Origin of the sequence: Daejeonella oryzae DSM 19973, assembly GCF_000422945.1 — a bacterium.
Lineage (GTDB): Bacteria > Bacteroidota > Bacteroidia > Sphingobacteriales > Sphingobacteriaceae > Daejeonella > Daejeonella oryzae.
Genome location: NZ_KE383964.1, coordinates 614,575 through 630,398 on the forward strand (window position 1 = coordinate 614,575; position 15,824 = coordinate 630,398).

Consider the following 15,824-nt stretch of genomic DNA (forward strand, 5'->3'; position numbering starts at 1 on the left):
AGATAAAAGAGTAAAGGAAATAAATGTGCAACAACAAATCCTTGTTCTTTGCTCTTTATTCTTTAATCTATTAAAGAAATGAAAAAAATACTCATAGCAGGAATCGGGGGTACAGGAGGTTTCTTTGGCGGAAAACTGGCGGCACATTATTTTAATTCAAATGATATAGAAGTCTATTTTCTATGTCGCGGCGAAAATCTGAAAACCATTCAGAAGAACGGACTTGAAGTAAAATCCGAAGGAAAATCATTTATCGTTCATCCGAAATTAGCAACCAATGATCCGCAGGAAATTGGAATTGCAGATTTATTAATTTGCTGCACCAAAGCCTATGATCTGGAATCAACGCTGAAGCAGATTGATTCATGCATTGATCGTAATACCGTTATTTTGCCTTTGCAAAACGGTGTCGACAGCTTTGATCATGTTCAGCAATTATATACTCAAAATGAAGTATGGCGGGGTTGCGTTTATATCGTGGCGCATCTGGAAAAGCCGGGACTTGTAATTGATTCCGGACCTATACGTAAGTTGTTTTTTGGTACAGTTAATCAATCGGCTAAAAGCAATGAAAAGCTTTTATGGGCAGAAGATTTAATGAAGTCGGCCGGCATTGATGCTTCAAATCAGCAAAACATTCTGCAAACCATTTGGGAGAAATTTATTTTCATTTCTACGATGGCTTCAATTACGTCTTATAAAGATCAAACCATTGGACAATTGGTAGAGAATCCTGAGAGCATGAAACTCCTTAATTCGCTTTTAAGCGAGATTAGAAAGGTAGCCAATGCAAATGGAATTGTTTTCGATGAAACAAATATTGAAAATGCGATTGCCCGGATGAAATCTTTATCCTACGAAACAAGTTCGTCCATGCACCGTGATTATCAGAACAAGAAGAAAACGGAAGTAGAAACCCTTACGGGATATGTAGTCAGGCTGGGCAAAAAATCCAATATAGAAACACCAGCTTACGAAATGGTTTACCAGAAACTGAAACAGGAATAAAATTCATAATCAGAAACTTGTCCTCCTTTTATGAAATGAACTACTCGCTATTTTTGTTGTCTTTAATCCTTGCTCCTTAATCCAATCCCATGTCAGATAATCTGAAATCTTTTCTCGATTCAAAAGTAGAGCAGTACAACCGTCCGGAATTTATTAAGAACGACCCGATTGTTATTCCACACCTTTTTTCTGTTCAGCAGGATATTGAAATCATGGGTTTTTTTGCAGCCATGCTGGCCTGGGGAACCCGTAAAACCATTATCAGCAAATGTGCTGAACTGATTCAGAGAATGGACAGTGCACCTTATGATTTTATTTTAAATCACCAGGACAGCGATCTTCAGAATTTATTAGATTTTAAGCACCGCACGTTTAACGATACAGATCTGCTGTATTTTGTGAGTTTTTTGGAACATCATTACAATCAATTTGATTCACTGGAAGATGCTTTTCTCCCGCCGGCTTTACGGGTTGAAAAACCTCCTGCTCTTCGTGAAGAATTCAGGGAGGAAAATATGCAAAATCCGGTTTCGAACATTTACAGTTCATCACCCTGTTATGCTGCAGAATTATCCGGATTACCAATCACCGAACCTTCGGCAGAGATTTTTCTCAATTATTTCAGAGAGTATTTTTTCTCTCTGCCTGATGTGCCTGAACGTACAAAAAAGCATATTTCGGCGCCTTTGCAAAAGTCGGCTTGTAAAAGACTGAACATGTTTTTGCGCTGGATGGTACGTCATGACGATTGCGGTGTAGATTTCGGAATCTGGAAAACTATTAAGCCATCACAACTGATTTGCCCGACAGATGTACATGTGGAGCGGGTTGCACGCAAGCTGAAGCTTATCGAACGCAAACAAGTCGATTGGAAGATGGCTGTAGAACTTACCGGGCATTTGCGTGAATTTGATCCTTTGGATCCTGTTAAGTATGATTTTGCTTTGTTTGGCCTGGGAATTGAAGAGAAGTTTTAATTGGAAAAGTAGATTATCAAATACACTGTTAACCCTTTGCTATCCCTGCTTACAATTTCCAGGTACATATTTTTATCTGCTTAATATTTTTATATGAAATTTAATTTACCCCTGTTACTATCCTTTGTTCTTTTATCCTTGCCGGGATTCGCACAGAAAAAAGATTCTCCTTACAAAACCACTTTAAAAATTGACGGTCCGGCCATTGCGGCAGGTATAGGTATGAGTTATTTGGGATTGACGTTGATTCAAAATATCGAACCTCTAACCGATGCAGAATTAGCTGCTAAATCTTCTTCCGATGTGTTTTTTATAGACCGTCACACGGCCGGTGATTTTTCAAGGCGTGCAGACAAAGACAGTTATATACCTTTTTACGGTTCTTTTGCGGCGGTTCCAATTGCGGCTTTACTAAATAAGAATCAGCGTTCGCATATGGGGCAGGTGATGGTTCTTTTTGTAGAAACTATGGGCTTAACGGGTTCTCTTTATACCATGACTGCCGGCACCATCCGCAGAAGCCGACCGCTGGTTTATAGCACAAATGTATCTGACGGAAGCCGCAAAAGTAAAGATGCGCAACGTTCGTTTTTTGCAGGGCATACTGCCGCAACTGCTTCTGCAACTTTTTTTGCAGCAAAAGTATTCAATGATTTTAATCCCGACTCAAAAGCCCGGCCGTATGTATGGGCCGCAGGCGCAGCAGTTCCGGCAGTTGTTGGTTATCTCCGCTATAAAGCCGGAAAGCATTTTTTAACTGATAACTTACTGGGTTATGCCATCGGGGCAGGTGCAGGTATTTTGGTTCCACAGCTCCATAAAAAATCTAATAAAAGAGAAATTGCTGTTCAGCCCATCGGCGGAGTGGATTTTCAGGGATTAAGTCTGACATATAAGCCCGGCAAATAAAAAATTTAGAATTTACCTGAATCACTTATTCATATCTAATTCCCATATGTAGTTGGAATAATCAAGCATGTATCTAAGTCCAAATGCTATATAAATTTTATCATTAAAAACATTACAGAACATTCCGCTACCACCTCTATCGGCATTATGAGATAAATGAATTCTTGTCCAGCTATCATTTTCCGGAGCAAATTCATACATATCTGTTGAAACGTTGGCGTTGTATCCCACACTTTTCATTCCTCCGTAAATAAATAAGTGATTATTATGGGTAAACAACGATGGGTTAATTGAGCCCTGGGGTAGATTATACCAAAGGATATCTGGTTTTTTGATTAAGGTTTTGGAATTGAGATCTAATTGATATAAAGTGCTTTTAAAATAAGTAGAAGCATTTTCCTGATCTATAACTGTTGCAGCCAGGAGATAAATCTGGCCGTTTAATACAACTCCCTTGTAATCCCAGGCACTATTATTCAGGTTCATAATAACTTTCCAGCTTTTATCTCCGGGGTTAAAAACTTTTAAAAGATTTTCTGTTAATATATTTCCTTTGATGTGCCTGATTTGCTGAACCATACAGTAAATTTTCTCCTGATAAACAAAACTTCCGTAGGTTTTTAACATATCATTACTGTTTGGTGGAGTGAACAGCAAAGTTTTCTCCCACCGGTTTGATGAGGGAGTGTAAGAGTGAAATGCTTCTTCAGCCGAACCCGCCGGTGGAAACCAAATTTTACCATTTAGCTCATTGCCGGAGCTGCCTTCAGCAAAAGTAATTGACGAAGGTGCTGTTCCAACGAATGACCATTCGTTAGTTACAGAGTTCCAGCTATCAATCTTGTTGCTGCCTGTTTGGATTGTATAAAGCTTATTATCATGTTGAAAGTAGCTGAAGCTGCTAACCGGAAATGATGGCTGCGTTTTTTTTGATACATAATAATAATTTCCTTTCAGCACTTCCAGATCATCACTAAATATAACCTTATCGAGATAGGATAGGGTTAATTTATATTTACCTGCCGGGGTGGGCGCCGGAACCTGAATGTAGAACATATAATCTGCCGGGGTAGCATCGGCTTTTGCAATTTTCCATAGCATGCAAACTGTTGAACCCAATGTGACTTTATAATTCTTGATATCCGTATTAAGCGGCTGACCAATTAAAATTACATCCTTATGTAATATGTCGATTAGTTTAATGGTTTTTGAAAAATCAACTTGCCATTTAATTCCATACCCTTTCGTGGTCAGTTTTGATAGTTTAGTGTAAACATATTTTCCTTTTGCATCTTTGATGTAAATAATAAAGAAATATGTTGTTTGCGGAGATAGGTCTTTGAGATTTGCAGCAAAATTAGAAGCATCCAATTTAACTGAGATAACTTTCGGGGTATTTTCACTAATTACTGCAATGCTTGCTGAATCGGTTGAATAATAGACGCCAGATTCAGTAAATGAAGTGCCCAAACCTATGTAATCAATTTTAGCTGAAGTTTGTTCCGTACTAACTGAAATTGCACCTTGCCCAACGCTAATAGGCTGCTCCTCTTTTTCTTTCTTGCAGGATAAAACACATATGAGAATTAAAATACAAAAAATGAGTAAACTTGAGTTGCCTGCTTTTTTCATAATCAAGGAATTCATTTTCATTCTCTTATAGAAATTTATATTTCACTGGTGAAGATAATTTTTTTTGGATAAATTAATTTATAAATAATTAATTTATCCATCACGGAGAGTTATTTTATCTTTTAACGGAAATTACTATTATGTGGCTAATGCAGCAGATAGAATTGCCGCCACTTTCATCATAATCAGCCGGTTTTAAGTCAGCAAGCCTTATAAATTATTTCACAAGGATATTTATAGTCACGACTAATTTCATGCGGAATTTGTAAAGTAAACAATGAAGTTATTTTGGGCAAAAATGTACCTTTGAGGCTATGAAAACTGAATCCGCAACTGATTATACTGTTGATACCATTATTGCTCTAGCCACACCTTCGGGCACTGGTGCTATTGGGGTGATCCGTTTATCAGGCCCGGATGCTTTGAAACTGGTTAACGAAGTTTTTCGCGGTAAAGACCTGGAGAAACAAGCCTCGCATACCATACATTTTGGAACCATACGCGATGGCGAAGCTATTCTGGACGAAGTTCTGGTGTCTTTATTTGTGGCTCCTCATTCGTATACAAAAGAAAATGTGGTGGAGATTTCTACCCACGGCTCAGCATATATCATCGAAAGTATTATCAAATTACTGGTTCGCAAAGGAGCAAGGCCTGCTAATCCCGGGGAATTTACGTTGCGGGCTTTCCTTAACGGACAAATGGATCTCAGTCAGGCGGAAGCGGTAGCCGACCTCATTGCCTCAGACTCCAAAGCATCACATCAAATGGCCATGCAGCAAATGCGTGGTGGTTTTTCAAATGAATTACAGCACCTTCGTGACCAGCTCATCCATTTTGCCTCAATGATTGAACTGGAACTTGATTTCGGAGAAGAAGATGTGGAATTCGCTAACCGCGATGATTTAAAAGGACTGATATATCAAATCAACCGGATTATTCAAAAACTGATTTCCTCTTTTGAACAGGGAAACGTTTTAAAAAACGGGGTTCCGGTAGTGATTGCCGGCAAACCAAACGTGGGCAAATCTACCTTGCTGAATGCGCTATTAAATGAAGAGCGGGCTATTGTTTCGGAGATTGCCGGAACAACCCGGGATACCATTGAAGATGAAATGAACATCCGCGGAATCAATTTCCGCTTTATTGACACAGCCGGAATTCGCGATACACTGGATATTATTGAAGCCAAAGGGGTGGAGCGCACCCACGAAAAAATTAAACTGGCCAAACTGATTATTTACCTTGTTGATCCCGAACAGGAAATTGAAGATATTTATCAGCAGATAGCCTATTTGAATGATCTTCAAACCCCGTATTTGGCTTTGGTCAACAAGATGGATCTCTTAAACCCTGATCAGCAAAGCAGCCTGTCAGATCTGGATCTGGTGTATATCTCTGCCCGTAATAAAGAAGGAATAGAAGAGCTGAAGGATCAGATTTTACAAAAGGTAAATCTTCTGCAAATTAATTCAGATGATGTTTTGATCAGCAATATCCGACACCTAGAAGCACTGGAAAAAACTCAGGAGTCTTTAAACCGCGTTCTCGAAAATATAGGCAGTCCGGTTACTTCAGATTTTTTAGCCATGGATATTAAGCAGGCTCTATACTACCTCGGCGAAATCACCGGACAAGTTACCACCGATGATCTTTTAGAAACTATTTTTTCCAAGTTCTGTATCGGAAAGTAACAATACATAGTAAGGGTCATTTATGTGTCCATGTTAGTATTGGTCTTAACCCCCTCAGATGGATTTAAAGGAATTTTCGACAAGCACTCTTTCAAATTGAAGTTAAACATTTTTAACAATCATGACTTTTTAAGGAACTATAAAACTGTTTAACCCAATAATTAAAGTTATTCTATTTTCAAATCAAACTTCTTTGACAGGAGAGTGGCGGCGGCGGTTTTTACTGCATTATTGATTGCTTCGGGCTTTGCCCTTCTTGTTTTCCAATTAAACTTTTTTCTTTTGGTGTTTGCGGGAGTTTTTTTCTCTGTTCTGCTCAACGCTTTTGCCAATTGGATTAACCGGAAAACAAAGCTCCGTTATTCCTTCTCGTTAATTGTAGTGGTTTTGCTAATCGCAGTCTTTTTCACTGCTTTATTTATGCTCCTGGGACCCTCTATCAGCAAGCAGCTGAATGAAATGGTAGAAACGCTACCTAAATCGTTACAAAGTTTGCAGGAAAAAATAAAGCAGACTGAAATAGGCCGAACTATTTTTGATGAAGTACCCGAGAAACCGCAGGATCTGATTCAGGATAAAAGCAGATGTGTTTTCTAAAGTTACCGGTATCTTTTCGTCTACTATTGGGGTTTTCGCAGATATTTTTATCATCCTGATCACAGGACTTTTTTTAGCTGCCGATCCCAGGATGTATACCAAAGGTTTCACCAGTCTGTTTCCGGTTACTTTCCGCAACAGGCTTTCCGAGGTGTTAGATAAAGTTCATGTCACTTTAACCTTATGGATGGCCGCAAAATTAATCTCCATGGCTGTGGTAGGTATATTAACCGCCATTGGCTTAGTAGTTTTAGGGATTCCGCTCTCATATGCTTTGGCTTTAATTGCCGCCCTGTTATCTTTTATTACCAATATTGGCCCTTATTTAGCGCTTGCCCCGGCTTTGCTGATCGCTTTTATGTCGGGACCCCAGGATGCATTATATGTTCTGATCTTATATTTTTGGAGTTCAAATTGTTGAAAGCTATTTGGTTACCCCTTTGATCGAAAAGAAAATGGTGGCTCTACCACCGGCACTCATGCTGTCGTGGATGGTCCTTATTGGCATATTTGCCGGTATACTAGGCTTGATTTTGGCAACGCCAATCCTGGCGGCCATTATCGTTATTGTTCAGGAATTGTATGTGAAAGATTATCTGGAACGAAGCGTGCAGATACATACGCTTGAAGATTCATTTGCCAAATCGGAGTAATATCGAGTTATACTTTTACAGGATGGAAGTTCTTACTATCATGTTTTAATATTACTGAAAGGAATATTTTTTATGAGTATGATTTGTTAAAATGCAAATTTCATTTCCGGATCAAATCATAATATCTGCTTATCATTATTTTAATATGTGGCTAATAGTTTTGCTGGCAGTATACAAGAAGTGAATCTTGTGAGCATTTGCATTTAAAATTATGATTGAGTACATAAAAATAATTCTGGTGAAGGTCAGCTTCGTTAACATGCTATTCGAAAAAGAATTGATCAAAGGCTTAAGAATTATTAAAAGTGAGGAGTTATTTGTTTTGAAATACTGGTGTTATGAAAAATTTCCGGAAATGCATCATACCGTACTAGACAGGATTTTCTTAAACGTTCAGGAATGGACAGCATCAAGTTGCCCGGTAATTTCATAGGGTGACCACCCTTTCTTTTTAATGGGATCTTAATGCGTTAAAGGTGCTCATCTTAAAATCGGCTTTGCCGGATTTAGAGAAGGAGGGAATTAAGCTCCAGGTAAAGTATTGAGGGTATCGAGCCTTAAAATTATATAACTATTTTCCTTAATTCTATAAAATAGGCGAACATGCAGAACATTACCTTTGCTTTTAATAGGCAGGTAATTTCAATAAATAGTTTAATTTTGCCTTCACTTAATGAAAAGAATTACTCCCATAAAGCTTAAAGCCGGATTTCTATTATTCGTGTTCTCTCTGAACATCGTTTTAGTATTTGCCTGCTTTATTGGGATAAACATGGGCTATAACGATTCTCATCATGAGGATGAAAAGGTAATTGTGGCTCATAGTCACGATAAAACTCATAATAAAGAAGAAAAAGTTGAAACAAGTATTAATCATAATAAGGCTCATTCCCATGATGAAATAGCTGGCAATCAACAGTCTGAAAAATCTAAAGATGATTGCTGTACAGATGAAGCGATAAAATTTGCACAAATTGATAAACGTGCACCTCTAACTCCTGAGTTCAGTTTCCATCCCGTATTTTTAGTTACATTCTTTTCAAACCCTTATAATTTTGATGTATTAGCATCTGATACATTATTTTCGGCAAGCAAGTATTTCGTTCGGGGTCATCATCCCCCTATACCAAAAATCCGTATAGCCATCCAAAGTTTCCAGATTTGATTTAATGTATTTGCCCTGATTACATGGCGGTAATTCTCCATGTCTATAATTATTGGATAAACATTTAAATCAATTAAAATGAAAAAGATATTTCTATTGGTTGCCATTGTAGCAACTGCATTTGTACAAAATAGCTTTGCACAGGATAAGGGAACTAAAGCCCAAACTGATCAATTACTTACGCTGTACTTCAATATTAAGGATGCCTTAGTTAGTGGCAATGCCAGTGTAGCGGCAACAAAATCTGCTGAGTTTGTTAAAACTGCAAATGAGTTGGATGCTAACACACCTTCGGAAGAAAGCCGTGACGCTCTAATAAATACTGCCGGCGATATTTCGAAGACTACAGACATCAAGAAGCAAAGGGAATATTTTTCAGGGTTTTCTGATCAGATGTTTGCTTTTGCTAAAACAACCAAACTCAGTACCGAACCTATTTACAAGGCTTACTGTCCCATGAAAAAGGCAAGCTGGCTCAGCAAGGAAGCTGCAATTAAAAACCCCTATTACGGAAGTGCCATGCTTACCTGCGGGAAAGTCGTTGAAACTTTAAAATAAGCTGTTATAGTTAAATACCCATGTTTGTCTGGCAAATATGGGTATTTACCTGTCTCAACTCTATTATGAAAACCACATTCACAATTCTGAAAATGATCTTCCGCTTCCTTTTTATTAAAAAATGCTGTCGGTAATTTTAAAACAATTTTCAATTCAGTTTTAAATATTCAAAAATGAAAACATTAATTTCTAGCATAGCCTTATCAACATTTTTTTTTGTAGCCTGCAACAACGGTAACCAAACAACAAAAATGGATAAAAATACGTCTTCTACCTCCACTGTAGATCAGGGTACTAAAGAAGATTTAAAAACAGCTGCAGGTTCAATAAGCGGCTTATTGACCAATTACCTGCAAATCAAAAACGCCCTAAGCAAAGACAACGATCAAGAAGCCGCTACTGCAGCCAAAGATATGGTGAACGCATTTGGCAGTTTTGATAAAGCAGCATTAACCACAGAGCAAGCTAAAGTGTACAATGATATAGAAGAGGATGCCCTTCAACATGCGACTCATATAGCTGACAACTCAGGTAAAATTGATCATCAACGCGAGCACTTTGAAATATTAAGTAAGGATATTTACGATTTGGTAAAAGAAATGGGTGCCGGCCAGAAATTGTATTATACTAATTGCCCAATGTATAACAATAATAAAGGTGCCAACTGGCTTAGCGAAACCAAAGAAGTGCAGAATCCTTATCTGGGACAATCAATGCCTACATGTGGGACTGTAAAGGAAGAATTAAATTAAACCCGGATGAGTTGGATAAAACCGGGACTATTGATTTTATTGATTGTAATGCTGATCATCCAGTTCATTCAACCTACCCGTAATCTGGACAATGGGCAGGTTTTATCCGTTGCATTAACCGAAGTAGTGGATGTGCCCCAAAATGTGCAGGCTATTTTGCAAACTTCCTGTTACAACTGCCATAGTAATAATACCCTTTATCCCTGGTACTCCAGAATTCAACCCGTAAGCTGGTGGATGGCATCTCATATTAAAAAAGGGAAAGAGGAATTGAATTTCAGTGAGTTTGGTAATTATTCAAACCGAATGCGGGAAAGTAAGCTAAAATCAATAGTTGGAAGTGTTGAAGATGGAACGATGCCCTTACCTTCTTTTACATGGATGCATGTTAAAGCGAAGCTTTCCAATGAAGAAAAAGTTCTCATTATCAATTGGGCAACCAAAACAAGAGACAGTCTTTCACTAAATAAGTAAAATGATGAAAAGAATATTAATAGTAGTGCTGATGCTTTTTTTCGGACAATTCGCATTCGCACAGCATGAAGGTCATAATATGCTTGAAGCAAAAAAGCAGGTTAGTTATACTTGCCCAATGCATCCGGAAGTACAGACGAACAATCCCGGCAACTGTCCTAAATGCGGGATGAAACTGGTCGTTCAGAAGAGTAAAACAACTCAGACTAAAACACCTCTCCCGGCTAAAAAAAGCGTACCAGCCAAAACGACAAGTAAGGCTAAAAGTCAAACTTCGCGTAAGAAGCCAAGTACAAAGAATGCGGTTAAAGATAAGCCAAAAGCGACTATCCAAAAGCCTGTTGAAATGCAAATGCACATGAAAGACACGACGAAAAAGACGGAAAATATGGATGGTCATGAAATGCACGAGACGGAGATGGGCGATGATAACGCAACCCTAGCCAATATAAAAATAGCAAAGGCCAACCTGGGACCTATAAAAACAATTGCAAGTAAGAGGCCGCCTCGTACAGTCCGCTACGATCTATACATTGCAGATACCACGGTTACGTTTGGTAAAAAATCCAAAAGGGCCATTGCGGTAAACGGTCAAATTCCAATGCCTACTTTGACTTTTACTCAGGGCGATACCGCCGAAATCTATGTCCACAATAATCTAAAGGAAAAGACTTCCCTGCACTGGCATGGCCTGTTTTTACCAAATAAGGAAGACGGGGTGCCATATCTTACCCAGATGCCAATTGAGCCCGGAACTACCTACGTATATAAGTTCCCGATCATACAACATGGCACCCATTGGTACCACAGTCATTCAGGACTACAGGAACAAATAGGAATGTACGGTGCATTTATCATGAATAAAAGGCAAGAATGGGACATTCCTACATTGCCCGTAGTAATAAGTGAGTGGACAGACATGAACCCGCACGAAGTTGACCGCAGTCTGCACACGGCCACCGACTGGTTTGCCATACAAAAGGGTGCTACCCAAAGTTATTTGGAAGCCATTAAAACAGGAAATTTTAAAACCAAAGTAAATAATGAATGGAAGCGGATGACCGCGATGGACGTTAGCGATGTTTATTATGGTACGTTTCTGATAAACGGAAAGAACCAGAATGAACAACCTCAATTTAAAGCTGGAGACAAGGTAAGGTTGAGGATAGCGAATGCCGGTGCATCAGATTATTTCTGGCTGAAGTATGCGGGCGGTAAGATTACCGTGGTTGCAACTGATGGAAATGATGTGGAGCCTGTGGAAGTTGACCGGTTGATAATAGCCGTATCTGAAACATATGATGTAGTGCTAACTATTCCAGAAAACAAGAGCTATGAATTTCTGATCACCCCCGAAGATCGAACCAAATCGGCCTCATTATGGCTGGGAAAAGGGGAAAAAGTGGCCGCCGGCGCAATGCCTAAGCTGAAATATTTTGCCGGAATGAAAATGATGAACGAGATGATGGATATGAAAGGCAACATGATTGAAATGGAAGGCATGAAAATGCAAAACCAGATTATGGATATGAACACCGTCATGTATCCCGAAATAACCGGTGAGGAAAATCCAAAGGAGCATCCTCTTACTTCGGACACAGCTGTTAAAAAGGCTGATGATATGAAGTCCATGCAAACGCCTGATACTAACAGCATGGCGGGAATGAATATGGAACCAGTTTCCGCGGATATCGTTACGCTCAATTACAATATGTTAAGAGATCCCAAAAAAACCACCCTGCCTGATGGATCCTGGAAAGAATTAAAGTTTGACCTTACAGGGAACATGAGCCGGTATGTTTGGACTCTTGACAATAAAACGGTATCCGAAAGTGATAAAATCTTGATCAAAAAAGGCGAGAATGTTCGGATCATCCTTTTTAACAATTCCATGATGCGCCACCCGATGCACCTGCACGGGCATGATTTCAGGGTTTTGAACGATCAGGACGAAAATGCACCAATGAAAAATGTTCTTGACATTATGCCGATGGAGCGGGACACTATTGAATTTGCAGCTACAGAACCCGGGGGCGACTGGTTTTTCCATTGCCATATCCTGTACCACATGATGAGCGGTATGGGTAGGGTAATCAGCTATGAAAACTCTCCCCCAAATCCGGAAATCCCGAACCCGAAACTGGCACAACGGAAATTGTTCAGGGATGACCGGATGTTCCATTCAATGGCCCAGGTTGGTCTGGAAAGCAATGGCAGCGACGGAGAATTTATGGTAGCAAATACCCGTTATCGATTTTCTACAGAATGGAGGCTTGGACTAAAATCGGATCATGGCAATGAAAGCGAAACTTATTTTGGGCGGTATATTGGCAGAATGCAATGGTTATTTCCATTCATTGGGTTTGATTATCATTATAACAGCATGAGGAATGAACGTGAAAAAAACCTGTTTGGACAATTGAGCAATCAAACAAACAGAAAGGCTTTTGTTGCAGGTGTCCAGTATACTCTTCCCATGCTGGTAATGGCAGAAGCCAGGGTGGATAGTAAAGGAAAATTCCGCTTTCAGCTGATGCGTGAAGATATACCAGTTGCGCCCAGGTTGAGGATGAGTTTAATGGGAAACACAGACAAAGAGTACATGGCCGGTTTGAGATATATTGTAACGAAATACTTTGGGTTCTCTACTCATTATGATAGCGATATGGGTTATGGCGGAGGAATTACTTTTACCTATTAATTAATGGCCACCGATGTGTGAATCCGGGAATGATTATATTTAGATGATAATAGCTGACTAAAGAGAGGGATATAGGCCAGGAATTGTGTGAGATACATGATCCCAATAGTCATTCCCCTGGCAGGTTCATTAAATTATAAGTTTCATGCCTGTGTTGCGTGCTGATGACTTTCATGAAAAAGAAGTGATCAAAATTAGCTTTTTGAATTTCATATTAAAAAAAGAGAGCTTCCGGATAAGCCTCCTTCTGGTAAAAGAAGGTGGAAAAAAGCAAGGTTTCCACAAAAAGCACACAATTAAAGAATATTGTATTCCAACTTTATGTATCCTTTGGGCATCTTTTATTTAAAACAATAAAGGCATTTTAGTTCAATAAACACAAATTTAAGATAGGCAATGAAGCATCAACCGCTACCAAAAGCCAGTTCACAAAAGCCCGCTACAGGTCCTTCAAAAATGAATCACAGCAGCATGCAGCATGGAGACAATCCCTCTATGGGTATGGAGGGCCATGACCATCATGCCATGATGATTGCTGATTTTAAAAAGCGTTTCTATGTGACTTTGGTTTTAACTATTCCCATCATGCTTTTATCAGAAATGATACAGCATTTCATTGGGGTGGAATGGCAGTTTCCTGGTTCACATTATATTTTGTTTGCCTTATCAAGCATCGTGTTTTTTTACGGAGGCTGGCCCTTTTTAAAGGGTTTGGTTGATGAAGTCAAAGCGAAAAATCCGGGTATGATGTTTTTGATCGGCTTTGCCATAACAGTAGCATACTTTTACAGCGTAGCTATTGTATTTGGTTTGCAGGGGATGGATTTTTTCTGGGAATTGGCAACACTTATTCTTATTATGCTTTTGGGGCATTGGATAGAAATGAAATCCGTTGCAGGGGCATCAAAAGAATTGGAGTTATTGGTTCAGTTGATGCCATCGGATGCCCACATGGTAATGCCTGATATGGTTCATGATGTAAAGACTGATACGCTGAAGGAAAATGATGTCATTCTTGTTAAACCGGGTGAAAAGGTTGCAGCCGATGGTGTAATATTGGAAGGGGAGAGCTACCTGAATGAAAGTATGCTTACTGGAGAATCAAAGCCTGTGCATAAAATAATAGGAGATAAAGTAATTGCCGGTTCCATTAATGGAACCGGGGCCATTAAGGTGACCGTATCCCACGGTGCAAAGGATTCCTATTTATCACAGGTAATTAAACTGGTAAAAGATGCGCAAAATTCTAAATCGAACACACAATTATTAGCAGACAAAGCAGCAAGGTGGCTAACCATAATTGCATTGCTTTCGGGGATCAGCACATTTTTATATTGGTATTTAACCGGGCAATCGTTGGCATTTGCCATGGAAAGAATGGTTACCGTAATTGTTATTTGTTGCCCTCATGCCTTGGGTTTAGCAGTTCCTTTGGTGGTTGCAAAATCAACTGCGCTATCTGCGCAAAGTGGATTGCTGATCAAGAACAGAACCGCTTTTGAAAATTCCAGGAGAATCACCACCATCGTATTTGACAAAACAGGTACGCTTACCGTTGGAAAGTTTGAAGTGTCAAAAATTGTTTCCCTGCAAAAAGAGATAAAGGAAAATGAAATCATACGTTTAGCTTCTGCACTGGAGCAAAAATCAGAACATCCTATTGCTACAGGCATCCTGCAAAAAGTAAAAGACTTATCGATCACTGTTCCGGCAACAGAAAATTTTAATGCCATCACTGGTAAAGGTGTCGAAGCCACAGTAGAGGGGAAAAAGATATTGGTGGTTAGTCCGGGCTATTTAAAGGAAAATAAGATTGATGTTGCGGATGGTTTCAGTGCCAATGATACAGAAACGGTTGTATTTGTAATTATAAACAATGAATTGGCTGGATATATTGCCTTGTCTGATGAGATTCGTCCTGAATCCGCGGAAGCGATAAAAACCTTAAAACAAAACCATATCAAATCAATCCTGCTTACAGGTGATAACAGTAAAGTAGCAAAAAGTGTAAGTGAAACCTTAGGAATGGATAGTTTTATTGCCGAAGTATTGCCTCATCAAAAATTAGAAAAAATTAAGGAGCTGCAAGGAAAGGGCGAATTTGTAGCTATGACCGGCGATGGTGTAAATGATGCACCGGCTTTAGCTATTGCTGATGTGGGAATAGCTGTTGGAAGCGGCAGTGATATTGCCGCAGAAACGGCAGGTATAGTTTTGGTAAACAGCAATCCAAAAGATGTGGTGAACCTGATCTTATTTGGTAAAGCTACTTACCGTAAAATGATTCAAAACCTGATCTGGGCTACGGGATATAACGTAGTAGCTTTGCCCCTGGCGGCAGGTGTATTGCATAACTGGGGTATATTATTAAGCCCCGCGGCCGGAGCAGTTTTGATGACGGTTAGCACCATTGTTGTTGCCATCAATGCTAGTTTGTTGAGGGTGAAAAATTAAGAGGTTATGGTATAAGGGATAGGTTATTTGCACTGAAGAGGTAAAATGGTGCAATATTTAAAAGATGCAATTGTTTTTAAAGTATAACTCTCTAAATCACCTTTAATATATCGTCCCACCTGGTGGTATCTGAGGGGGCTTAAATGTTCTCTTCTCATGCCCATGCTTTTTTATAGCCTTCCGTTGCCAGGCGCTGGGTGTTGTGGGCGATTAAATCGGATGGCTCAAGTATTCTCGTTGCAAACGAGGA

Annotated in this window: 14 protein-coding genes; 13 read left to right on the plus strand and 1 reads right to left on the minus strand. The window is 39.3% G+C overall.

Going from position 1 to position 15,824, the window contains the following annotated elements:
- Positions 1-78 precede the first annotated feature (78 nt).
- From G521_RS0115930 to G521_RS0115940, 3 genes are all read left to right on the plus strand, one after another.
- Positions 79-1,008 carry a ketopantoate reductase family protein gene (locus tag G521_RS0115930; protein WP_026899415.1) on the plus strand — a complete coding sequence of 310 codons (930 nt, stop codon included), beginning with the start codon at positions 79-81 and terminating at the stop codon, positions 1,006-1,008.
- An 89-nt stretch (positions 1,009-1,097) separates the two neighbouring features.
- On the plus strand, positions 1,098-1,985 hold the full coding sequence (locus G521_RS0115935; protein ID WP_026899416.1) for a TIGR02757 family protein: 888 nt from the start codon (positions 1,098-1,100) through the stop codon (positions 1,983-1,985).
- A 93-nt stretch (positions 1,986-2,078) separates the two neighbouring features.
- A complete protein-coding gene (locus tag G521_RS0115940) occupies positions 2,079-2,894 on the plus strand; it encodes a phosphatase PAP2 family protein (RefSeq protein WP_026899417.1) in 816 nt (271 codons plus the stop codon).
- Positions 2,895-2,915: 21 nt separating this feature from the next.
- On the opposite strand, the gene G521_RS0115945 is transcribed toward G521_RS0115940, so the two are convergent.
- Positions 2,916-4,526, minus strand: coding sequence for a Kelch repeat-containing protein (locus G521_RS0115945; RefSeq protein ID WP_155975834.1), 1,611 nt, complete (start codon positions 4,524-4,526; stop codon positions 2,916-2,918).
- Positions 4,527-4,840: 314 nt separating this feature from the next.
- Here G521_RS0115945 and mnmE point away from each other — a divergent pair, with 314 nt between their 5' ends.
- The 10 genes from mnmE to G521_RS0115995 all read left to right on the plus strand — a co-directional run bounded on the left by mnmE (position 4,841) and on the right by G521_RS0115995 (position 15,574).
- The gene (gene mnmE / locus G521_RS0115950) at positions 4,841-6,220 is read left to right on the plus strand and encodes a tRNA uridine-5-carboxymethylaminomethyl(34) synthesis GTPase MnmE (protein ID WP_026899419.1); all 1,380 of its coding nucleotides are present in this window, start codon (positions 4,841-4,843) and stop codon (positions 6,218-6,220) included.
- Positions 6,221-6,424: 204 nt separating this feature from the next.
- A complete protein-coding gene (locus tag G521_RS18450; RefSeq protein ID WP_036679508.1) occupies positions 6,425-6,817 on the plus strand; it encodes an AI-2E family transporter in 393 nt (130 codons plus the stop codon).
- A complete protein-coding gene (locus tag G521_RS18455; RefSeq protein ID WP_051189799.1) occupies positions 6,807-7,238 on the plus strand; it encodes an AI-2E family transporter in 432 nt (143 codons plus the stop codon). The genes G521_RS18450 and G521_RS18455 overlap by 11 nt, the downstream gene beginning before the upstream one ends.
- Before the next feature lie 443 nt (positions 7,239-7,681).
- Complete coding sequence (locus G521_RS0115960; protein ID WP_026899420.1) at positions 7,682-7,903, plus strand: hypothetical protein; 222 nt, start codon at positions 7,682-7,684, stop codon at positions 7,901-7,903.
- Positions 7,904-8,143: 240 nt separating this feature from the next.
- Entirely contained in the window at positions 8,144-8,635 is a 492-nt protein-coding gene (locus G521_RS0115965) for a hypothetical protein (RefSeq protein ID WP_026899421.1), read from the plus strand.
- A gap of 78 nt (positions 8,636-8,713) precedes the next feature.
- Entirely contained in the window at positions 8,714-9,193 is a 480-nt protein-coding gene (locus G521_RS0115970) for a DUF3347 domain-containing protein (protein ID WP_026899422.1), read from the plus strand.
- A 173-nt stretch (positions 9,194-9,366) separates the two neighbouring features.
- On the plus strand, positions 9,367-9,945 hold the full coding sequence (locus G521_RS0115975; RefSeq protein ID WP_026899423.1) for a DUF3347 domain-containing protein: 579 nt from the start codon (positions 9,367-9,369) through the stop codon (positions 9,943-9,945).
- Positions 9,946-9,951: 6 nt separating this feature from the next.
- A complete protein-coding gene (locus G521_RS0115980; RefSeq protein WP_026899424.1) occupies positions 9,952-10,419 on the plus strand; it encodes a heme-binding domain-containing protein in 468 nt (155 codons plus the stop codon).
- 4 nt (positions 10,420-10,423) lie between these two features.
- Positions 10,424-13,120: a multicopper oxidase domain-containing protein gene (locus G521_RS0115985; RefSeq protein ID WP_026899425.1), complete on the plus strand. Its 2,697-nt coding sequence runs from the start codon at positions 10,424-10,426 to the stop codon at positions 13,118-13,120.
- Positions 13,121-13,516: 396 nt separating this feature from the next.
- Positions 13,517-15,574 carry a copper-translocating P-type ATPase gene (locus tag G521_RS0115995; RefSeq protein WP_026899427.1) on the plus strand — a complete coding sequence of 686 codons (2,058 nt, stop codon included), beginning with the start codon at positions 13,517-13,519 and terminating at the stop codon, positions 15,572-15,574.
- Positions 15,575-15,824 lie beyond the last annotated feature (250 nt).

Bases quoted from the DNA above. Each gene is read 5' to 3' on its own strand.
- G521_RS0115945 (WP_155975834.1), bottom strand. From the start codon at position 4,526: ATGAAAAAAGCAGGCAACTCAAGTTTACTCATTTTTTGTATTTTAATT.
- G521_RS0115980 (WP_026899424.1), top strand. From the start codon at position 9,952: ATGAGTTGGATAAAACCGGGACTATTGATTTTATTGATTGTAATGCTG.
- G521_RS0115975 (WP_026899423.1), top strand. From the start codon at position 9,367: ATGAAAACATTAATTTCTAGCATAGCCTTATCAACATTTTTTTTTGTA.
- G521_RS0115985 (WP_026899425.1), top strand. From the start codon at position 10,424: ATGAAAAGAATATTAATAGTAGTGCTGATGCTTTTTTTCGGACAATTC.
- G521_RS0115930 (WP_026899415.1), top strand. From the start codon at position 79: ATGAAAAAAATACTCATAGCAGGAATCGGGGGTACAGGAGGTTTCTTT.
- G521_RS0115960 (WP_026899420.1), top strand. From the start codon at position 7,682: ATGATTGAGTACATAAAAATAATTCTGGTGAAGGTCAGCTTCGTTAAC.
- G521_RS0115995 (WP_026899427.1), top strand. From the start codon at position 13,517: ATGAAGCATCAACCGCTACCAAAAGCCAGTTCACAAAAGCCCGCTACA.
- G521_RS0115935 (WP_026899416.1), top strand. From the start codon at position 1,098: ATGTCAGATAATCTGAAATCTTTTCTCGATTCAAAAGTAGAGCAGTAC.
- G521_RS0115940 (WP_026899417.1), top strand. From the start codon at position 2,079: ATGAAATTTAATTTACCCCTGTTACTATCCTTTGTTCTTTTATCCTTG.
- G521_RS0115970 (WP_026899422.1), top strand. From the start codon at position 8,714: ATGAAAAAGATATTTCTATTGGTTGCCATTGTAGCAACTGCATTTGTA.
- mnmE (WP_026899419.1), top strand. From the start codon at position 4,841: ATGAAAACTGAATCCGCAACTGATTATACTGTTGATACCATTATTGCT.
- G521_RS0115965 (WP_026899421.1), top strand. From the start codon at position 8,144: ATGAAAAGAATTACTCCCATAAAGCTTAAAGCCGGATTTCTATTATTC.